At 70.3% G+C, this 19007-nt stretch carries 17 protein-coding genes and 2 pseudogenes; 14 read left to right on the top strand and 5 right to left on the bottom strand.

Translation table 11 applies throughout. The annotated features are described in order from the left end of the window. Positions 1 to 438: 438 nt before the first annotated feature. Complete coding sequence (locus AB0M43_RS22215; protein ID WP_363727534.1) at positions 439 to 1581, bottom strand: helix-turn-helix transcriptional regulator; 1143 nt, start codon at positions 1579 to 1581, stop codon at positions 439 to 441. A 1095-nt stretch (positions 1582 to 2676) separates the two neighbouring features. Then, the gene (locus AB0M43_RS22210) at positions 2677 to 2997 is read right to left on the bottom strand and encodes a hypothetical protein (protein WP_363727532.1); all 321 of its coding nucleotides are present in this window, start codon (positions 2995 to 2997) and stop codon (positions 2677 to 2679) included. A 168-nt stretch (positions 2998 to 3165) separates the two neighbouring features. Here AB0M43_RS22210 and AB0M43_RS22205 point away from each other — a divergent pair, with 168 nt between their 5' ends. From AB0M43_RS22205 to AB0M43_RS22150, 12 genes are all read left to right on the top strand, one after another. Next, positions 3166 to 3492 (top strand): hypothetical protein, encoded by a 327-nt coding sequence (locus tag AB0M43_RS22205; RefSeq protein WP_363727530.1) that lies wholly within the window; start codon positions 3166 to 3168, stop codon positions 3490 to 3492. A 311-nt stretch (positions 3493 to 3803) separates the two neighbouring features. Then, positions 3804 to 4598 (top strand): hypothetical protein, encoded by a 795-nt coding sequence (locus AB0M43_RS22200; protein ID WP_363727528.1) that lies wholly within the window; start codon positions 3804 to 3806, stop codon positions 4596 to 4598. A 196-nt stretch (positions 4599 to 4794) separates the two neighbouring features. Further along, positions 4795 to 5577, top strand: coding sequence for an FtsK/SpoIIIE domain-containing protein (locus AB0M43_RS22195; RefSeq protein WP_363728017.1), 783 nt, complete (start codon positions 4795 to 4797; stop codon positions 5575 to 5577). A gap of 310 nt (positions 5578 to 5887) precedes the next feature. Next, a complete protein-coding gene (locus tag AB0M43_RS22190; protein ID WP_363727526.1) occupies positions 5888 to 6085 on the top strand; it encodes a hypothetical protein in 198 nt (65 codons plus the stop codon). A gap of 118 nt (positions 6086 to 6203) precedes the next feature. Further along, on the top strand, positions 6204 to 6584 hold the full coding sequence (locus AB0M43_RS22185) for a hypothetical protein (RefSeq protein WP_363727524.1): 381 nt from the start codon (positions 6204 to 6206) through the stop codon (positions 6582 to 6584). Next, complete coding sequence (locus tag AB0M43_RS22180; RefSeq protein ID WP_363727522.1) at positions 6581 to 6874, top strand: hypothetical protein; 294 nt, start codon at positions 6581 to 6583, stop codon at positions 6872 to 6874. Before AB0M43_RS22185 ends, AB0M43_RS22180 begins: the two co-directional genes overlap by 4 nt. Beyond that, positions 6874 to 7188, top strand: coding sequence for an RRQRL motif-containing zinc-binding protein (locus AB0M43_RS22175; protein WP_363727520.1), 315 nt, complete (start codon positions 6874 to 6876; stop codon positions 7186 to 7188). The genes AB0M43_RS22180 and AB0M43_RS22175 overlap by 1 nt, the downstream gene beginning before the upstream one ends. Further along, positions 7185 to 7550 carry a hypothetical protein gene (locus tag AB0M43_RS22170; RefSeq protein ID WP_363727518.1) on the top strand — a complete coding sequence of 122 codons (366 nt, stop codon included), beginning with the start codon at positions 7185 to 7187 and terminating at the stop codon, positions 7548 to 7550. The genes AB0M43_RS22175 and AB0M43_RS22170 overlap by 4 nt, the downstream gene beginning before the upstream one ends. Next, positions 7550 to 9079 (top strand): replication initiator, encoded by a 1530-nt coding sequence (locus AB0M43_RS22165; protein WP_363727516.1) that lies wholly within the window; start codon positions 7550 to 7552, stop codon positions 9077 to 9079. Before AB0M43_RS22170 ends, AB0M43_RS22165 begins: the two co-directional genes overlap by 1 nt. Positions 9080 to 9111: 32 nt before the next feature. Next, the gene (locus tag AB0M43_RS22160; protein WP_363727514.1) at positions 9112 to 9303 is read left to right on the top strand and encodes a helix-turn-helix domain-containing protein; all 192 of its coding nucleotides are present in this window, start codon (positions 9112 to 9114) and stop codon (positions 9301 to 9303) included. After that, a complete protein-coding gene (locus AB0M43_RS22155; protein WP_363727512.1) occupies positions 9257 to 10546 on the top strand; it encodes a tyrosine-type recombinase/integrase in 1290 nt (429 codons plus the stop codon). Before AB0M43_RS22160 ends, AB0M43_RS22155 begins: the two co-directional genes overlap by 47 nt. A gap of 114 nt (positions 10547 to 10660) precedes the next feature. After that, complete coding sequence (locus tag AB0M43_RS22150) at positions 10661 to 11026, top strand: hypothetical protein (protein ID WP_363727510.1); 366 nt, start codon at positions 10661 to 10663, stop codon at positions 11024 to 11026. 162 nt (positions 11027 to 11188) lie between these two features. Here the strand turns inward: AB0M43_RS22150 and secF are convergent. The 3 genes and pseudogenes from secF to lysX form a co-directional block, all read right to left on the bottom strand. Continuing rightward, positions 11189 to 12142, bottom strand: a pseudogene (secF, locus tag AB0M43_RS22145) (protein translocase subunit SecF); the annotation flags it as partial. Between the two features lie 24 nt (positions 12143 to 12166). After that, positions 12167 to 13750: pseudogene (secD, locus tag AB0M43_RS22140) on the bottom strand (protein translocase subunit SecD); the annotation flags it as partial. Between the two features lie 212 nt (positions 13751 to 13962). Then, positions 13963 to 17319, bottom strand: a complete 3357-nt coding sequence (gene lysX, locus AB0M43_RS22135) for a bifunctional lysylphosphatidylglycerol synthetase/lysine--tRNA ligase LysX (RefSeq protein WP_363727508.1) — start codon at positions 17317 to 17319, stop codon at positions 13963 to 13965. A 152-nt stretch (positions 17320 to 17471) separates the two neighbouring features. On the opposite strand from lysX, the gene AB0M43_RS22130 reads away from it, so the two are divergent. Together AB0M43_RS22130 and AB0M43_RS22125 are read left to right on the top strand one after the other, a co-directional pair. Next, entirely contained in the window at positions 17472 to 18116 is a 645-nt protein-coding gene (locus tag AB0M43_RS22130) for a sortase-dependent protein (RefSeq protein WP_363727506.1), read from the top strand. 133 nt (positions 18117 to 18249) lie between these two features. Next, entirely contained in the window at positions 18250 to 18996 is a 747-nt protein-coding gene (locus AB0M43_RS22125) for a class F sortase (protein ID WP_363727504.1), read from the top strand. The last annotated feature ends 11 nt before the right edge of the window (positions 18997 to 19007 follow it).

Below are 19007 nucleotides of genomic sequence, written 5' to 3'. Positions count from 1 at the left end.
GAGCAGGCTACCCGGTGCCACCGACATTCCCGGGTACCGAGGAACCGCCGCCCAGCTTGTGGCACGTTTTCGGCACCCCGCCCGCCCGGAGCCGCCGACTTCGCCGGAGCCGGATACCGAGTAACGGATACCGGATCCGGGATCGGGCCCCGGGCGTGACGGGCGCACGGCACACCCCAACAACACGGCACACCCCCAACGACCAGGCGCACAAACCGCGCCACCAAACTTCGGGCGGAATACTCGGTCAAGGCGCACGGCCTACCCCGCGACAGCGCGCACGGGCCGTCTCACCAGGCTTCGGCGGAACGCCCGGTCAAGGCGACCGGTATACCCCGCGACGGCACGCACGGGCCACGTCACCAGGCTCCGGGCGGCGTCGCACGGCAGAGAACTCGGAGGCTTACGGCCGCGTGCCGGACGCGGCGATCGGCACGGTCAAGCCGCGCGGAGCGTGGCGAGATGATCGCGGAGGGTGGCGACGGCCGGGTCGGTGGGCCAGCGGTCCAGGTCGCGGACGGCGCCCAGCACCGCCTGGAGCCCGGCCGCGCCCCGGTGCCCGTCGAGCTGGCTCAGCGCCCGGTGCAGGGTGGCCACCGCCGCGTCGAGGTGGCCCTCGCGGGCGTGGGCGCGCGCCAGCGTACCCAACAGGAGGGTTGTGGTCTTGGTCGTCGGCAGGTCTGCCGCGCCCTCCAGGAGCGCGCGGGCGCGGGCGGGGTGGCCGAGCCGCAGGTGGCAGACCGCCGCGAGCCTGGGCCCCGGCACCGGGCCGAGCAGGAACCGGCCCACGTCGTCCACGTCGAAGTCGGCGAGCAGCCCGTGCGCCGCGTCGAGGGTCGCCTCGCAGTCGCGGGCCGCGCCGAGCGTGGCGTGCGCCTCCGCGACGTGCAGCAGGCCGAGGGCGCGCAGGGACGGGCTGTGCCGGGCGCTGGCCACGGCGCGGCGGGCGAGGACGGCCCCGGCGGCGGGGTCGTGCCGGCCGTAGAGGGCGACGTAGCTGGTGCGGAGCAGCGCGTGGGTCTCCGCGACCGGGTCGCCGGCCGCCCGGGCGATCGCCGCCGCCCGGTCGAAGTGGGCGAGGGCGGTGGTGTGCTCCGTGCGGGCGGAGGCGTCCCAGACGACCCGGCCGAGGAGGATGGCGGCCTCCGCGAGGGCCGTGCGCGCCCGGGGCAGGAGGGCCGGGTCGCGGAGGGTGCGGGCCAGGGCGGAGGCCTCGCGGTGGCAGGCGGCGACCGGGGCGAGCAGGCGGGCCGAGGGGACGGTGTCGTAGCGGCGGGCCAGGGCGTAGAGCCGGTCGTGCAGGTCGAGGAGGCCCGCCTCCCCCTCCGGCGGGACCGGATCCTCCGTTCCCGAGGCGGTCGGGACAGCGGGGCCGGGCTCCGTCAGGGCCGCGTGCAGCTCGTCGGCGGACCAGCCCAGCGCCGCCGCCAACCCGGGCCGGAACCCCGGCTGCGGCACGGTCCGCGCATCCTCCCACCGCGCCACTGTGGACCGGTCGACCCCGAGCCGCTCGGCGAGGGTCTCCTGGCTGAGGCCCCGGGCCCGGCGGCGCGCGGCGAGAGGGGTGCGGGGACGGCGCATGCCACAAAACTGCCACTAGCGTCTGACAGTATTGCCGTGGCCCTGGTCAGCGTGTTGACCATGCTTCTGAGCTGGCCAGATAGACGGCAACCTTGGTCCACACTGGGCAACATTGGGCGGCGCTTGACGGCCTACTCGCGGCCTATGACGGCCTGGGGACGGCCTGGCGGGTGTGGTTGGCGATCTTCGTTTCGGCACCCTCGACCACAACGGTTGACCACGCACGGCCCGGCAGCTCGGGCACGGCCTGGACCACCCACCGAGAGCGGGCACGGTCCGGACCACCCCGGACGGTTTGGAAGTTGGGGGTGCGGGGGCCCGTCCCCCGCGAGCTAGACCACCGAACAACCGGAAGCCCCGGCACCTCCTGTAGTCCAGGCGGCCCGGGGCTCCTTCGCGTCTGCGTGCGGACGGGCTGCCGGCCGCGTCCGCCGGGGCCACCCGGCAGCGGCCGGATCGCACGCGCGGCCCGCGTTTTGCGGGCCGCCTTGAAGACGTACAGAAAGTTCTCACACGTATCGAGACAAAAAGCGGGTCCGCCCCCACGGAGAGCGGACCAATTCGCTGCGGTGCGGCTCTGCCTATGGCTCAATGTGGCGCTGGCTGTACATCCCGGCAAGGGAGGGCTGAAGGTCTTCAAGGTGTCGAGGCCAATGCCCATCCAGAGCTGCCGCGCTTGTCGCATCCGTGTCGAGTAGAAATCGCAGGTGTCGAACTCCGTGCAAGAGCACGTCGATGTACCTGGGGGCAGGAGCTTCGACGGGAGCATGGGTCGGAGGTGCTCCGACAGCATTGGTCAGGGGCACGCTGATCGGCCTGGCGCTTTTCCAAGTCGCTCGCACCGCCTCGACACATCGCAGAACTGCAACGTAGGTCAGCACGACGGATGTCCCGTCAGTCCTCCACGAGGTCGAGTGAGTGAGGGCAGTGCTCTCAAGGGCCTCGTTGTTCGCTAGCAATAACTCGACCTCGCCATGCGGTTCAGAGTCGGCCATCACCGGCGTCTTCCAGCGCCACGCGTCGTCACCGCTGAGAAGCCAAATCCCGGCCTCATCGGCTGCGACCGGCCATACCTCGACAAAGACAGTCATCGGTTCACTCACTGCTGTCCTCCTGTTCTGCTTCTGCGGTCTTTAGTAGCTGGTCAACGCGTTGCTTTGAAACGCCGATCCGCTTCGCGAGACCGGACAGGGAAAGTTGCTCTGCATCCCAGATTTGCTTGACGGCTTGGGCTCGAAGGCCCGCTCCGGATGTCGCAAGATCACGCAGCGTGTTCGCTAGCTCGGTGGCGTACTCGAACGCCACTTGAGGTTCAGGGATCGCCCGAAATGCCTTCGCCGCGTTCTCGTATGCGCTGATCAATGCAGCCAGAGCGGCAGCCGGGTCCTGTCCCCCGCCGTCGTGTCGTTGGGCCATACCTCCAGCATAGAGGGGGTGTAAACCCCTCCCTTTACGCCGTCCAAGATCTGGCACCAAGAAAAGTCAAGAGCACCCTTGACGATCGTCAAGCCCGCCCTGTACGGTTGCCGTAGTCAAGCCCCCTCTTGACGGGGGAGGCTCAGAGGCTCGAAGGGAGTCAACGTCATGAAGCACTTCTTGGACACGACCAACATGGTCTTCACGGTGTCGAAGGACGTCGAGGAGAAGGTCGACCAGAACAAGGTTCAGCGGCGGGACCGCGACGGGCGGCCCATGTGGAGCGTGCAGGTCGTGGCCATGCAGGCCGGTGAGGGTGCGTCCGTGATCAGCGTGACCGTGGCTGGAGAGATGCCGAAGGTCAACCTGGGGCAGACGGTGACCCTGGCGTCGTTCGAGGCGATGCCGTGGAACCAGAACGGCAAGCACGGTGTCGCCTACCGGGCGACGGAGATCAAGCCGCTGGCGGGACCGTCCGGTAAGGCCGGGTCCTAGTCAAGCAAGTAGGAAGTGTCCGCTTCGCTCGGGTTCGTTACCGACTCGCATGAACCTGATCGCAGCATGAGAGGTCACCTGGTGACCTGAGCAAGAAATACGAGGGCAAGGCCGGCACCGACTCGCAATCCATACCGGCCTTGCACCTCTTCCAACTCGTCAACACCCGTGAGGGAGGACGTGTCATGTCCAAGTCTAATGGACGCAGTCTCTTCGGACGTCGTTCCGGGACTGTCACCGTGATCGAGGACCGGGTTCACCGGTCGTCTGCCCGTAGGGCCAAGTTGGCCTTCTACCTCACCCTTTTGTCGGTGGGGCTGCTGTCGGCTGTCGTGTTGGCCGACAGGATGCACCCGGTCCTGGCCGCGTTCGTGGGCGGTCTGCTGGGTGCTGGGTGTGCCGCTGTGGCGTGGACCCTGGTCCGCACGTGGGCGGTCATCCGGGTCATCTGGTGGTGGCTTCCGGAACTCGTTGTCGGCCTGGTCCTGCTCGTCGGCTGGGTCCAACTTGCCAAGCACACCAACATGGTGGTGCGGCTCCTGGTCGTCGCCCTGGTGGTGGGCGTTCCCGCTGCTGTCCCGGTCGTTCGCCGCTGGATCATCGCTGTTGCGATGTGCCTGGTGGTGCGGCACCGGTTGCGGGTCTGCTTCAACTCGTTCATCACTGCCAACCGCACGGGCAGTCTACCGCTGATCCTGTTCGCCTGGCCGACGCCTGTCGGTGAGCGGACGTGGATCTGGCTGCGTCCGGGTCTGTCGATCAGCGATCTGGAGTCCCGCACGGACAAGCTGGCTACGGCCTGCTGGTGCTCGGAGGTGTCCATCTCGAAGGGCTCATCCTCCTACGCGGCTCTGGTGCGTGTCGACCTGAAGCGTCGTCACGTGCTCACTGGTCAGGTCGTCTCGCCGCTGGTCGACATGGTCGACCCGAACACCCCGGCGACCGTCAAGCCCCTGGTCCTGGTCCCCGAGGCCCTGGACCTCACCGACGTGCCGGAAGCCCCGGCCGTCAACGGCACGCCTCAGCAACGCAAGCGTGCCAACGACACCAACAACCAGCGTCGTCCCGAGCCCGATGCCGGGGACGACATGGCCGACTGGATCTAGCCGGCCGAACCACCCACCCATTCGCACGACGGGCGCAGGGGCCTCCTGCGGGGATCTCTGCGCCCATTTTCGGCCACCTGAAGGAGTGATTCTCATGGCTACCGTGCTCACCTCGGTCACCCTGCCGAAGCCCAATCTGACCAACCCGGCCGCCGTGGCTCGCCCGGACTCGGTTCCGGTCGCCTCGGCCTTGAGCATGTACGACCCGGTGTTCATCGGCATCGATGAGAACCGCCAGCCGGTCTACACCACCTTCGTCTACCGCAACCTCCTCGCCGGTGGCGAGCCCGGTGGCGGCAAGTCCGGCCTCCTCAACACCGTCTGCGCCCACGCGGCTATGGCGCACGACAGCCGCCTGGTCCTCTTCGACGCCAAGCAGGTCGAGCTGGGCCTGTGGCGGGACTGCGCCGACAAGTTCGTCGGCCCCGACATCACCGACGCCATCGCCACCCTGCGCCGCCTCCAGGTCGTCATGGACAACCGCTACGCCTGGCTGATGGCCCGTGGCCGGCGCAAGATCACACCGGCTGACGGAATGCGCATCCTCGTCGCGATCTTCGATGAGATCGCCTACTACTCCACCGTCGCCGGCACCAAGCAGGAACAAGAGGAGTTCGCGACGCTCCTGCGGGACCTGGTGGCCCGTGGCCGTGCCTGCGGCATTCCCGTCGTCGCCGCGACCCAGCGTCCGTCCTGGGACATCATCCCCGCGTCGCTGCGGGACCTGTTCAGCTACCGGGCCGCTTTCCGGTGCACCACCCCGAACAGCTCGAACATCGTGCTGGGCAACGGCTGGGCCGAACTCGGCCACTCCGCCCACACCATCGCCCCCGAGAACCAGGGCGAGGCCCTTCTCCTCGCAGAAGGCGGTTTCCCCCGCCGGATCAAGGCCGCGTACCTCACCGACTCCGACATCCACGCGATCGCCGACTACGCCGCCTGGACGCGACGCACGTCCGGCCTCCTCGTCCAGGACTAGGCCGAGACCCCGTTGGGCCGGTCGCAGTCACCACGGATCGGCCCAACACCACCAACCAGGAGGTTCCCATGCACGCCATCCGCCGCCGATTGTCCAGCCGTACAGGGCCGAGTGGCCCGTCGTGAGCCCCAGTCGGCTACCCCGTGACGTCGACCTATGTCACACCACGTCACCGGGCCGCCGAGGAGGGCAGCCGAAAGGCGCACTTCTCTTGCCTGCCAACACATCCGAGCCGTTGAACGGCATCTGGACGGCAGACCCATCCACCAACAGCGGCTTTCAGGGCCGCCCGTCTCAAAGGAGACACCACATGTCCAAGCACTTCTACTACATCGCCTACAACTTCTCCAACCACGTGGGATCCGGCTTCGGTTCCGCTGAGGTGTGTCTCCCCGAGGAGATCACTTCCACCAAGCAGGTGCTGGCGCTTGCCAACAACCTCAAGAAGTCCGACCACACCATGCAGCTGGTCGTCCTGAGCTGGCAGCTCCTGCGCGTCGAGAGCTGACCAACAACGTCTCCGGGGCCACATCCACTTGGGTGCGGCCCCGGAAACCTTCCGGGCTGGTCCTTCCGCCAAGACCGACCAGCCCCGCAACCGCAACCCATCAAGGAAGAGGTTTGTCATGAAGCCTAACTTGCTGACCCCGGCTGACGTCCTGGACGCTGCCGCCGACTACATCACCGCCTACGGCTGGTGCCAGGACCAGTACTTCGACGTCGACACGCTCAGCTTCGGCATGGTTTACCCGCCAGCCTGCGCCCTGGGGGCGATCTTCCAGGTCACCGGAGAGCGCGACGCCGTCCGCGTCCTGGGCGAATACATCAACAGCATCAGGCAGTGCACCTGCCCGATCGACATCAACCCCGACGACTGCGCGTGCGACGACATCGAGTCCGTCGACGTCTGGAACGACACCCACGGTCGCACGGCCGATGAGGTCTCAGCGACGATGCACAACGCCGCCGAGGCGTGGCGTGCCGCTCAGTCCGGTGGTGCGGCATGAGCAAGAACACCGTCAAGCGCAACTTGACGCCCGACCAGGCGCAGCGCGTTGTCGAGAACGACGCGTTCGCCAAGTTCGCTCGCCGGATCGTGCGCGCTCACGGTCGCCGGGTCGCCTCCGGGGATGTCGAGGGCCTGACCGACCTGGTGAACCTGTCCGCCGAGCTGGACGCCGCCCTCCTCAACGCCGTCGAGGGCCTGCGGGACTTCGGCTACTCCTGGGCCGAGATCGGCGCCCGGCTCGGCATCTCCCGCCAGGCCGCCCAGCAGCGCTGGGGCGGTGAGAAGTGATGGGCATCCCCGTCTACCGCTTCAACCTGGCCCCCTCCGGGCTGGCAACCGTTCGACAGCTCCGCTCACTGGGCCTGCGTCCGGGTGGTCAGGACGTGGTGGGTGAGATCTCCTGGCGCAAGGGCCGCCGGGTCGCCTACCTCTACGACATCACCAAGGCTCTGCCCAAGAGGCAGGCCACCCCCGCCCAACTCGCCGCGATCGGTCGGGCGTTGCTGGCCCGGCGCACCTGCTCTACCTGCGGTGAGGTCAAGGAGTACTACATCCCTCGCCGCTACGGCGAGTGCCTCGGCTGCTCGGGGGTGTCGGCATGACCCACACCCTGGTCGACCGGATCGACTACACCCACACCTGCCCCGGGGACGCCGCCCCGCACGTCGTGCGGTCCGAACAGCACATCGTCGCCGTCGTGCCCGGCGGTGAGTGCGAGTCCCCGGTCACCATCCAGGTCGGCACCGTCATGGCCACCGTGCCCTGCACCGCGAAAGCACCGCATCGCCGTTGCCGGCACTGCACCAACACCACCACCATCCGGTCGGTCACCACGACCCACCTCGGCTATCAGGGGCCGTGGTACCTCAACCCCTACTACATGATCACCCGCGAGGATGGTCACCGCTGGGTAATCCTCGCCGTCGAGCGTGACACCACCGCTGACATGCCGGTGGCTGCCTGATGGTTGCTCCGCTGCTCACCGCCGTACCCGGGACCCCCATCGCGGTTCCGGGTACGGCCGTGTCCACCGGATCGCCGCTGTACACCCGTGAACACGTCATGGCCCGAGCCGGTCAGGGCGACTACTTCGAGTGGCTGGATCACGTGTGGCCGGCTGCTGGTTGCGCGCACCCGATCCGGCTTCACGGCCAGGTCCTCACGCTCGACGCCCGCACCGGAGCCCAGCTATCCGCCCTGCACACCGAAGCCCTCCCCGACGGCGTCATCTACAAGGCCTGTGGGAACCGACGTGCCGCCGTGTGCCCAGCCTGCTCCGTCGTCTACCGCCGCGACGCCTTCCAACTCCTCCGGGCCGGCCTCGTCGGAGGCAAGTCCGTGCCCGACACCGTCTCGCAGCATCCGGCCGTGTTCGCCACCTTCACCGCCCCCAGCTTCGGGCCCGTGCACACCCGCCACGTCCGCAAGCACAGCTGCGCGGACAAGAACCGCTGCGGCTGCCGACCCGAACCCTGCCACGCCCGCCGCGACACCCCCGACTGCGAACACGGCCAAGCCGCGGCTTGCTTCGCCCGCCACGAACACGACGACGGTGCCCTCGGGCATCCACTGTGCCTGGACTGCTACGACCACGACCACCAAGTCGTCTGGAACCACGGCGCCGGCGAACTGTGGCGACGCACCAAGCAGCACATCGAGCGCTACCTCAACCGGCTACGCCGCCGCCGTGGCATCCCCGGCAAGCTCGCCGTCTCCCACGGCAAAGCCGCTGAGTTCCAGATCCGGGGAGCCGTCCACTTCCACGTACTCCTGCGCCTGGACGCCGTCGACCCAGACGACAAAACCCTCGTGCTGCCACCCCCGCCCGGGATGACGGTCTCCGACATCGACGACGCCGTCAAGCACGCCGCCGCCGCGATCTCCTACACCACCGACACCCATCCCGACCGGTCGTCCGGGTGGCTGATCGGCTGGGGCCGCCAGGTCGACGTGCGGGTCATTACCCTGTCCGGGGACAACACGGTCACAGACTCCATGGTCGCCGGCTATCTGGCCAAGTACTCGACCAAAGGCACCGAGTCGACCGGTCACAGCTCCCGACGCCTCGACGGCGACACCATCGGCGTCTACGCGGATCCTGCCGGCTCACACCCCGCCCGGCTCATCGCCGCCTGTTGGCGACTCGGACGCGTCAACGCCTGGACCGGGCTACGCCGCTGGGCTCACATGCTCGGCTTCGGCGGACACTTCCTCACCAAAGCCCGCCGCTACTCCGTCACCTTCGCCGCCCTCCGCCACGCCCGCGTCACCTACCGACGCTCAGAAGGCAACGGCCCGGAGTACAACCCGATCGCCGCCGTCGAGCACGTCGAGGAAGAAACGACGCTCATCGTCGGACGGCTCACCTACGCCGGGTCCGGATGGCGCAACACCGGTGACGCCATGCTCGCCAACACCGCCGCCGCCCTCGCCCGCGAACACCAGAAAGCAGGCCGAGAAGACCTGGCCCACGAGGAAGGAACGCACGCCTGAACAGACCAGCACACCGGGGAGGAACACACGCCATGACCAGCAAACCCACACCACCGGCCAACCTCTGGAACATCGAAGACGTGTCCGCGTTCCTGCGCGTACCCGTCGCCACCCTCTACCGCTGGCGCAAGGTCTCCTACGGCCCGCTGGCGGCAAAAGTAGGCCGGGAGCTGCGCTATGACCCCGCCGACGTCCACGCCTGGTTCGCGTCAAGGAAGAGTTGACATGGGACACGTAGAAGACCGCTGGCACAGGGTCGTCAAGGATGAGGAGGGAAAGCCCGTCCTGGGGCCTTCTGGCAAGCCCGTGCTGGAACGGAGCGACCTCTACGGGAAGGGGATGCGCTACCGGGTCCGCTACATCGGGCCGAACGGCAGGGAGAAGTCGGAGTCGTTCCCGGACAGGAAGAAACGGGAGGCTGACGCGTTCCTGATCGAGGTCGAGTCGAAGAAGTTGAGCGGTACCTACATCGATCCGGACGCCGGTCGGATCACGTTTGCCGCGTACGCGGATCGGTGGTTTGATCTGCGGCCTGTCGACGTCTCCACGAGGGTGCAGACGCGCGACAACCTGCGACTTCATGTCCTGCCGTTCTTCGGCTCGCGTCCGTTGGCGTCGATCGGCCCTTCACAGATCCGGGAGTGGGACGCCGAGCTTGCGACCAAGCTCGCCAGCTCCTACCGTTCGTCGCTGTTCTCCCACGTGAACATGATCCTGGAAGCCGCTGTTGATGACGGTCTGATCGGCAAGAACCCCTGTTCGGCCAAGTCGGTGATTCGGCCGAAGGCGGAACAGCGCAAGGTGGTGCCGTGGACCCTTGATCGGGTGCTGGCGATGCGTGCGGGTCTCATGCCGCGTTACCGGGCCATGGTCGACGTCGCCGCGTCGTGTGGCCTGCGTCAGGGTGAGGTCTTCGGGCTGGGAACCCACGACATCGACACGGAGACCGGCTGGCTGCATGTCCGACGCCAGATCAAGTGGATCCGGGGCCGCCTCGTCTTCGGTCTGCCGAAGAGCGACAAGGAGCGGCGGGCACCGTTGCCGGTCAGTGTGGGACAGACCCTGGGGAAGCATCTGGCCAACCATCCGGCCGTCCTGATCACCCTGCCGTGGGAGGACCCGGACTCCGCCGAGCTGGTGACCGTGCCGCTGGTGTTCACCAGTCAAAGACACACCGCGATCAGCCGGCCCACCTTCGACGTGCACTGGCGGCGGATCTGCGCCCGGGTCGGGATCCCCAAGGATCCCCGCAACGGCATGCACGCACTGCGTCACTTCTACGCCTCGGCGCTGCTGGACGCCGGCCGCAGCATCAGGGCCGTGTCGGAGTACCTCGGGCACTCCAACCCCGCGTTCACGCTGCGGGTCTACATGCACCTGATGCCCGGCGACGACGAGATCACCCGAGACGCCCTCCACGGCCTCCTGGACGAAGCCAAGCCCGATGACGGCCTGGGGACGGCCTAGATGCCCTACTGGAGCGTGTTCCGCCTGGTCAGCGGCGCAGATGCCACACAACTGCCACACGGATGCGACATGGATGCCATGGTCCGGGCGGGGCCGGTTCGCGAAGCTGGGGGCATGATTCCGCGCACCGCGACGGCGCTGGGCCTCCTCGACACCCGGGAAACCGCAGGACTCTTCCGGGTACGCGGGCTGGTCCTCCACGCCGACACCGACTATCCGTACTGGCTCGCCCCCGGCCCGACCTACGGCCTCGTGCACGACGGGCGGTCCTGGACCGTGTCGGGCGGGCCGTGGGTGACCCCGGGGCGGGCGTACCGGCTGTGGCGCTCCGGGGTGCCCGCCGCCGCGGTGCCGACGTCGCACGGGGAGGCGTGGCTGGCCCGGGGGCACGGCTATCTGGCCCGGTGGGGGCCCGGGGGCGGGTGGCGGCTGTGGCGGTTGGCGGGGGTTCGGCGCACGGAGTGGTCGGGCGACCCGTGAGCGTCGCGCGGCCGGGCGACCCGCGAGCCGCGTGGGCCGGGCGACCCGTGAACCGCGGGCGGCGGTGCGGCCGGGCGGCGGTGGCCCGCGCGGGTCCCCTCGGCGCGGGTGCGACCCTGCGGCCGGCTCCTCCCCTGCCGGCCGGTGGGGTCAGCCCGTCGCCAGGGCCGTGCGCTTGGACCGGACCCGTTCGTCGTGCAGCCGGATCCGCCGGTCGCGGTACTTGAGGTCGACCGTGATCGGGGTCGCCAGCAGGATCGAGGAGAACACGGCCGTGGCCATGCCGACGAACAGGACGAGGGCCAGGTCCTTCAGGGTGCCGGCCCCGAGGAAGCCGACCCCGATGAACAGCATCCCGGCGACGGGCAGTAGCGCGATGACGGAGGTGTTGATGGAGCGCATCAGGGTCTGGTTGACGGCGAGGTTGGCCGCCTCGGCGTACGTCTGCCGGGTGCCCGCCGTGACCCGTTCGGTGTTCTCCTGCACCTTGTCGAACACGACGACGACGTCGTACAGGGCGAAGCCGAGGATGGTCAGCATGCCGATCACGGTGGAGGGCGACACCTCGAAGCCGATCAGGGAGTACACGGCGGCGGCCACGATCAGGTCGAAGATCAGGGCGACGATCGCGGCGACGGCCATCCGCCACTCGAACCGCACGACGAGGTAGGCGATGACGAGCGCGAGGAAGATGAGCAGCCCCCACAGGGCGGCCTGGGTGATCTGCGAACCCCACGCGGCGCTGACCCGGTTGTCGGACACCTGGTCGGGGCTCACCTTCAGGGTGGTGGCCACCGCGTTCTTCACGGCGAGGGTCTTCTCGGCGGTCAGCGGGGCCGTGCGGACCAGGTACGTGGGGGTGGTGCCGCCGACCCGCTGGGCGGAGACCACGACCGCGCCCGCGGCGGTGACCGCGTCCCGGGCGACGTCCACGCTGGCGGCCGACGACGCCGGTACCTGGAAGGAGTTTCCGCCCTTGAACTCGATGCCCAGGTGGAAGCCACGGAACACGAAACTCACGACCGCGACCACCACGATGACCAACGAGACGGTGTACCAGATCCGCCGCTTCCCCACGATGTCGAGTTTCGCCTCGCCCCGGTACAGCCGGGCCAGGAAGCCGCGCCCCGGGGCCGCTGTCTTCAGCACCCGGCCCAGCCCCGACACCCGGGGCGACAGGAACGCCCGCATCCCGGCGAGCATCGTCATCATCGGGTGCCGGAACAGGAACACGACCAGCAGGTCGAGGATCGTGGCCAGGCCGAGCGCGAACGCGAACCCCTTCACCGCGCCGACGGAGACCACGTAGAGCACGACGGCCGCGCCGATGGTCACCACGTTCGCGGAGATGATCGTGCGCCGGGCCCGGATCCAGGCCCGGTCCACGGCGCTGCGCGGCGAGCGGCCCTCGTGGATCTCGTCCTTGAGGCGTTCGAAGTAGATGACGAACGAGTCGGCGGCCACGCCCAGGGACACGATGAAACCGGCGATCCCGGCCAGGGTCAGGGTGAAGCCGATCTGCCGGCCCAGCAGCACCAGCGCGGCATAGGTGAGCAGGGCCGAGATCACCAGGCTGCCGAGGATGACGGTGCCGAGGAGACGGTAGTAGAACAGGGCGTACACGATGACGAGGAGCATGCCGATCCCGGCCGCGAGCAGGCCCGCCCGGAGCTGCTCGGTGCCCAGGGTCGCCGAGATCGAGTTCGCCTCGCCCTGCTCGAAGGACAACGGCAGCGCGCCGTACTTCAACTGGTTCGCCAGCTCCTCCGCCTGCTGCCGGCTGAACGAGCCCGTGATCTGCGCGTCGGAGTTGATCACGCCCTGGATCCTCGGCGCCGACACCACCTTGTTGTCCAGCACGATGGCGACCTGGTTCATGGCCCCGTTGTCGTACGCCTCCCGGGTCAGGTCCGTCCACCGCTTCTGGCCGTCCCCGGTGAACGTCAGGGTCACCTGCCAGCCCTGCTGGAACCCGAAGCTGGCCCCCGACACGTCCGTGCCGACCACCTTGGCCACGTCCAGCAGGTACTTGAACCCCTCGTCGCACGCCACCACCTGCACGTCGGCCTGGTCGATGCTGCCCGGCGGGCGTTCGTTGAGCTGCCGGCAGGTCACGGCGGGTACCCGGAGCTGGAGCGCCGCCGGCAGCACCGCGACCTCCTTCGGCGTCAGCGTGCCGAACGGGGCCAGCTCGGCGGCCTTCGCGACCGCCTCCTCCGGCGTGGCCATCGCCTCGGCGACCGCGTACGCCGGGCCGAGCTTCGCCTTGACCTGGTCCAGGGTGGGCGTGCCGGGGCCGTCGGCGGGCGGGGCGGGCTCGGCGGCCGTGACCGGCGCGCCGCCCACCACCTTGCGGAACTTCAGCTGCGCGGGCTGGCCGACCTGCTTGATCGCGTCGCCGCCGGAACCCGCGACGGACACCTTGATGTTCGAGTCGCCCTCGGTGACCACCTCGGGTTCGGCCACGCCGAGGCCGTTGACCCGGTTCTCGATGATCCGCCGGGCCTGTTCGAGGCTGCTCGGCGAGGGCGGCTTGCCGTCGGGGGTGCGGGCGATCAGGGTGAGGGTGGTGCCGCCGACCAGGTCGAGGCCGAGGCGGGGCTTGAGGCGTTCGGTACTGAACAGCTTCCCGGGGCCGGTGAACAGGACCAGGGACCAGAGTCCGACCAGGATGACGCCGAGTACGGCGACCTGCCGCCACGGCCGCGTCCGCTCCCCCGCCATCGCCGCCCCATTTCTCGACAATTACCCCTCATTGAACCACTGGGGAGGCGGTGAGTCCGGGGATCCGCCGGACCGGGGCCGGGTCGCGGAGCGGGCCGGTCCCGGTCGCCACCGGGGCGGGGGCTCCGCGGGGCCGGTCCGACCGGGCGGGGACCGGCGCGGTCCGGATCAGCGCGGCGGGCTCCGCCGGGGCAGGACCGGCGCGGTCGGGCTCAGCGGGGTCTGACCAGCGGGAACGGCAGCGTCTCCCGGATGGTCCCCCCGGTCAGGAGCATCACCACCCGGTCCACCCCGATCCCCAGCCCCCCGGTCGGCGGCATCGCGTACTCCAGCGCGGTCAGGAAGTCCTCGTCGAGTTCCATTGCCTCCGGGTCGCCCCCGGCCGCCAGCAGCGACTGTTCGGTCAGCCGTCGGCGCTGCTCCACGGGGTCGATCAGCTCGGAGTACGCGGTGCCCAACTCGGTGCCGAAGGCGACGAGGTCCCAGCGCTCGGCCAGGCGCGGGTCGTCGCGGTGCTGGCGGGTCAGCGGGGACACGTCGGTCGGGAAGTCCTTGTAGAAGGTGGGCGCGAGGGTGTGGTGCTCGACGAGCCGCTCGTACAGCTCCAGGATCAGCTGGCCGTGGCCCCACTTGGGGTCGTACGGGATCTCCCGGGACTCGCACAGCTCGCGGAGCCGGTCGACCGACGTGTCCGGGCCGACCTCCTCCCCCAGGGCCGCCGAGATGGCGTCGTTGATGGCGATCACGGGCCAGTCGCCGGCCAGGTCGTAGGCGGTGCCCTCGTGGGTGATCACGGTAGTGCCGAGCGCCGCGCGGGCCGCCGACTGGATCAGGGTGCGGGTCAGGTCGAGCATGACCATGTAGTCGGCGTACGCCTGGTAGGCCTCCAGCATCGTGAACTCGGGGTTGTGCTTGAAGGACACGCCCTCGTTGCGGAACGTCCGGCCCAGTTCGAAGACGCGCTCCACCCCGCCGACCGCGAGCCGCTTGAGGTACAGCTCGGGGGCGATCCGCAGGTACAGCCGCATGTCGTAGGCGTTGATGTGCGTGACGAACGGGCGCGCGTTGGCCCCGCCGTGGATGGCCTGGAGCATGGGCGTCTCGACCTCGATGAAGCCGTGGTCGTCGAGGGTGTTGCGCAGGGAACGGACCACGGCGCTGCGGGCCTTCAGGGTCGCCCGCGCCTCCGGGTTGACGATCAGGTCGACGTAGCGCTGCCGGACCTTGGCCTCGTTGTCGGCGAGCCCGAGGTGCTTGTCGGGCAGCGGGCGCAGGCACTTGGCGGTCAGGGTCCACTCGTCGACGAACACGGACAGTTCGCCGCGCTTGGACATGCCGACCTCGCCGGTGACGCCGACGTGGTCGCCGAAGTCCACATCGGACTTCCAGCCGACCAGGGGTTCGCCGCGCAGGAACAGTTGCAGGTCCCCGGTCCAGTCCCGGATCGTGGCGAACCCGATCTTCCCGTGGTCGCGGGCCAGGACGACCCGTCCGGCGAGGGACACCCGCTGGCCGGTCATGGTGCCGGGTTCGAGGTGGCCGTGCTCGGCGGCCACGGCGGCGCAGGAGGTGGTGACGGGGAAACCGATCGGGTACGGGTCCCGGCCGGCCGCCCGGATCGCGTCGAGCTTGGCCAGCCGGACCCGCGTCTGCTCCGACCCGACCCGGGCCCCGGGTTCGGCGCGGCTGATCAGGGGCGCGAACCGGGCGACCTCGGCGGTCAGGCCCTCGGGGCTGGTGGTGTGCAGGGTCGAGGAGTGCGCGCCGGCCACGGGCAGGAAGCCCTCGGCGATGGCGGCGGCGATCCCGATCTTCGCGAGTTCGCGGCGCTCGCCGTAGCACAGGAACCTCGGTACCCATTCGGGATGGTATTTCGCGTTGGACCGGTAGAGGGTCTCCAGCTGCCACCAGCGGGAGAAGAAGACCAGGATCCGCCGCCACAGCCGCAGGATCGGGCCGGCGCCGATCCGGGCGCCCTCCTCGAACACGGCGCGGAACACGGCGAAGTTCAGCGACACCCGGTCCACGCCGAGCCGGCCGCACTCGCGCATCAGGGTCGCGACCATGAACTCCATCAGCCCGTTGTCGGCCGTGCGGTCCCGGCGCATCAGGTCCAGGGAGATGCCGTGCGAACCCCAGGGCGAAAAGGACAGCAGCGACACGGTACGACCGTCCGCGTCCACCGCCTCGACCAGCACGCAGTCCCCGTCGGCGTCGTCGCCGAGCCGGCCGAGGGCCATGGAGAAGCCCCGCTCGGCGTCGGTGTCCCGCCAGGCGACCGCGAGCTCGGCGGCCCGGGTCAGCTCGTCGGCGGGGATGTCGCGGTGCCGGCGGACCCGGCAGGTGTACCCGGCGCGCTCGATCCGGTTCACGGCCTGCCGGACGGGGCGCATGTCCCGGCCCTCCAGGGCGAACTCGCGCGGCCTCAGGATCGCCTCGTCGCCGAGCTGCATGACTTTGAGCCCGCACCGGTCGTACGCGGTGGCGCCCTCCTCCGAGGCGCCCATCACGGCCGGCACCCAGCCGAAGGACCGCGACCGGTCCAGCCACGCCTGGATGGCCGCGTCGTGCGCCGCCGGGTCCCCGACCGGGTCGGCGCTGGCCAGCGACACCCCGAACTCGACCCGGTAGGTGACGGCGGCCCGGCCGTTGGGCGCGAACACGGCGGCCTTGTCGCGCCGGGTGGCGAAGTAGCCGAGCGAGTCGGCGTCCCCGTACTCGGCGAGCAGGCCCCGGATCCGCGCCTCGTCCTCCACGGGCAGCGCCGACCGGGCCCGCTGCGAACGGAACAGCAGCACGACGGCCACGACGAGGGAGATGGCGCCCATCAGGCCGAGGACCAGGTTGACCCAGCCGGGGGCCCGGCCCGCGCGGCGCAGGTCGAACACGCCACCGAGGAGTACCCGGCCGACGGTGTAGCCGAGTTTGGGCACCGTGCCGACCAGGTCGCCGGGGAACGCCGAGACCAGGGAGAACCCGATCCCGATGAAGACGGCCTGGAGGGCGAGGAACGCGCCGACCGCCCGGGCCAGGCTCGCGGGCCGGGCGCGGGCGTAGAACTCGCGGCGGGCCAGCAGCAGCGCGACGATCATGATCAGGGTGAGGACGGAGCTGATGCCCAGCGTCCAGACCTCCCAGGTCCGGATCGGCGCGTCGGCCTCGATCTCGGCCCGGATGCCGGTGTCGGTGAAGTACAGGAGGACGAGCAGCCCGACCAGCAGCAGGGCGAGGAGCTGCACCACGAGCAGGATCAGCAGCCCCCACCACGCGACCCGTTTCCGGCGGGCGATCGCGGCGGCGAGGATCGCGACCAGGACCGCGTAGCCGAGGTTGGCCGGGGCCGGCAGCAGCAGGTTGTCCACGAACCAGCGGACCGGGTGCACGCCCCGGCCGAGCCCCGAGCTGATCGCGGACAGCGCGGAGAGCACCGCGACCAGGGTGAGCAGGGCGGCGAACACCTTCGGCACGTACCGCCGCCAGCTCCGGGGCGGGGCGGTCCAGTGCGGGACCGGTTCCGGCGGGGCGGGCGCGGTGGCTGTGACCACGGGCTGATCGAGATCATTCGCCATAGCGAATGATGCTAGACCGGACAAAGCCCGCCGCGCAGGTCGTTAGCGGGTGCGGGCCGTCACAGCGCCGGATCTATTGCACAAAAGGCGCATAGGGCGTAATTAACTACTTAGGCCACGAGAGCCCACTCCCCGCCCAAGGAGCCGCGACCATGAAACGCACCGGACAGCCCGCCGCCGGCACCCTGGTCGCCACCACCCGGCCCACTCCCCGCTCCACCCGGTCCACTCCGGTCGCCGCCGACTCAGCCCCGGCCACCGCCCGGATCACCGCCGCTCAGGTCACCGACGGGCGGCCCGACCGAGCCACCACCCGACCCACCGCAGCCGCCGCCCGGATCGCCTCGACCCTCGGCCTCGGCACCGCCGCCCTGCTCCTCGCCACCCCCGGCACCGCCCTGGCCACCACGGTGACCGTCTCCCCCGCGACGGTCCCGCCCGGCGGCACCGTCACCGTGACCGTCACCGGCGGCTGCCGGGAGGGCAGCGACATCAACATCGCCGGCCCCGGCTCCACCACCCGCCCCGAGGTGGTCAGCAAGCTCGGGCCGGGCGGCCGGGGCGCGGTCACCGTGCCGCGCAACGGCCGGTCGGGCACCTGGTCGGTGTGGGTGTTCTGCGAGGACGACCTGACGCCGAGGACCGCGTTCGTGGTCAGCCCGGCGGGGCGGCCGGCCACCGGGGACGGCGCGACGGCCGGCGGACCCGACCCGGGGCTGGTCGCGGCCGGGGGCGGCGCGCTGGCCCTCGCGGCGGCCGGCGGCCTCCTCCTGCTCCGCCGCCGCCCGATCTCCTGACTGGTGCCCGCGTGAACACAGCTCCCGGCGCCGGTGGGCCGACCGCGTCAGCGAGCGGCCGGCACAGGCGTGCCCCTGTGGGCGGGCTTCGCCGAGCACGTGGCCCCCGGTATCCGGCTCACCGGAGCCCGGGGTGAGCGCGCGGAGCCTGGGGCTGTGGCTGGTGGTCGCCGCGCTCGCGGTCGCGGGCGGCGGCCTGGTCGGTGCCGGCTTCGCCGCCGCACCGGAGCAACCCCCGCAACCCTCCGACGGGTACGTGCCGGAGCCGCGCCCCTTCGACCCGACCGCGCCCCGGATGACCCCGTCCGAGCCGGTCCGGGTGGACGCCGCGCCGATCGACCTGCGCGCCCCGGTGCGCCCGGTGGGACTCCGCCCGGACGGCGAGGTGGAGACCCCGGCGCTGGACCAGGCGCACCTGGCCGGCTGGTACCGCGAGGGCGTCACCCCGGGCGAACGCGGCAGCGCCGTGCTCCTCGGCCACGTGGACAGCCGGCGGACCGGCCCGGCCGTGTTCTACCGGCTCGGCGCGCTCCGCCCCGGCCAGCGGGTCGAGGTGACCCGCCTCGACGGGACGGTGGCGGTGTTCGAGGTCGACGGGGTGGCCTCGTACCCGGGCGACCGGTTCCCCGCGGCGGAGGTGTACGGCCGCGACGACGGGGCGTACCTGCGCCTGGTCACGTGCGGGGGCGCGTTCGACGCGGGGCGGGGGCACTACACGGGCAACGTGGTGGTGTTCGCGAGCCTGCGCGGGTTCCGTGAGGTCTCGGACGCCGACCGGGTCCGTCCACTGCGGACCTGGATCCCGGACCGGGCTGATCCGAACGCCCCGACCGGACCACCCGGGCAGCACCTTCAGTCACCGGGGCGGGCGCCCCCGTAACCCTCTGATGC

This window comes from Longispora sp. NPDC051575 (assembly GCF_040681875.1).
Lineage (GTDB): Bacteria > Actinomycetota > Actinomycetes > Mycobacteriales > Micromonosporaceae > Longispora.
Note: the sequence above shows the minus strand (reverse complement) of the source record. Positions and strands in the feature narration are given on the sequence as shown.

Bases quoted from the DNA above. Each gene is read 5' to 3' on its own strand.
- AB0M43_RS22160 (WP_363727514.1), top strand. From the start codon at position 9,112: ATGACCAGCAAACCCACACCACCGGCCAACCTCTGGAACATCGAAGAC.
- AB0M43_RS22165 (WP_363727516.1), top strand. From the start codon at position 7,550: ATGGTTGCTCCGCTGCTCACCGCCGTACCCGGGACCCCCATCGCGGTT.
- AB0M43_RS22175 (WP_363727520.1), top strand. From the start codon at position 6,874: ATGGGCATCCCCGTCTACCGCTTCAACCTGGCCCCCTCCGGGCTGGCA.
- AB0M43_RS22180 (WP_363727522.1), top strand. From the start codon at position 6,581: ATGAGCAAGAACACCGTCAAGCGCAACTTGACGCCCGACCAGGCGCAG.
- AB0M43_RS22215 (WP_363727534.1), bottom strand. From the start codon at position 1,581: ATGCGCCGTCCCCGCACCCCTCTCGCCGCGCGCCGCCGGGCCCGGGGC.
- AB0M43_RS22155 (WP_363727512.1), top strand. From the start codon at position 9,257: ATGACCCCGCCGACGTCCACGCCTGGTTCGCGTCAAGGAAGAGTTGAC.
- AB0M43_RS22150 (WP_363727510.1), top strand. From the start codon at position 10,661: ATGATTCCGCGCACCGCGACGGCGCTGGGCCTCCTCGACACCCGGGAA.
- AB0M43_RS22190 (WP_363727526.1), top strand. From the start codon at position 5,888: ATGTCCAAGCACTTCTACTACATCGCCTACAACTTCTCCAACCACGTG.
- AB0M43_RS22210 (WP_363727532.1), bottom strand. From the start codon at position 2,997: ATGGCCCAACGACACGACGGCGGGGGACAGGACCCGGCTGCCGCTCTG.
- AB0M43_RS22130 (WP_363727506.1), top strand. From the start codon at position 17,472: ATGAAACGCACCGGACAGCCCGCCGCCGGCACCCTGGTCGCCACCACC.
- AB0M43_RS22185 (WP_363727524.1), top strand. From the start codon at position 6,204: ATGAAGCCTAACTTGCTGACCCCGGCTGACGTCCTGGACGCTGCCGCC.
- lysX (WP_363727508.1), bottom strand. From the start codon at position 17,319: ATGGCGAATGATCTCGATCAGCCCGTGGTCACAGCCACCGCGCCCGCC.
- AB0M43_RS22170 (WP_363727518.1), top strand. From the start codon at position 7,185: ATGACCCACACCCTGGTCGACCGGATCGACTACACCCACACCTGCCCC.
- AB0M43_RS22205 (WP_363727530.1), top strand. From the start codon at position 3,166: ATGAAGCACTTCTTGGACACGACCAACATGGTCTTCACGGTGTCGAAG.
- AB0M43_RS22195 (WP_363728017.1), top strand. From the start codon at position 4,795: ATGTACGACCCGGTGTTCATCGGCATCGATGAGAACCGCCAGCCGGTC.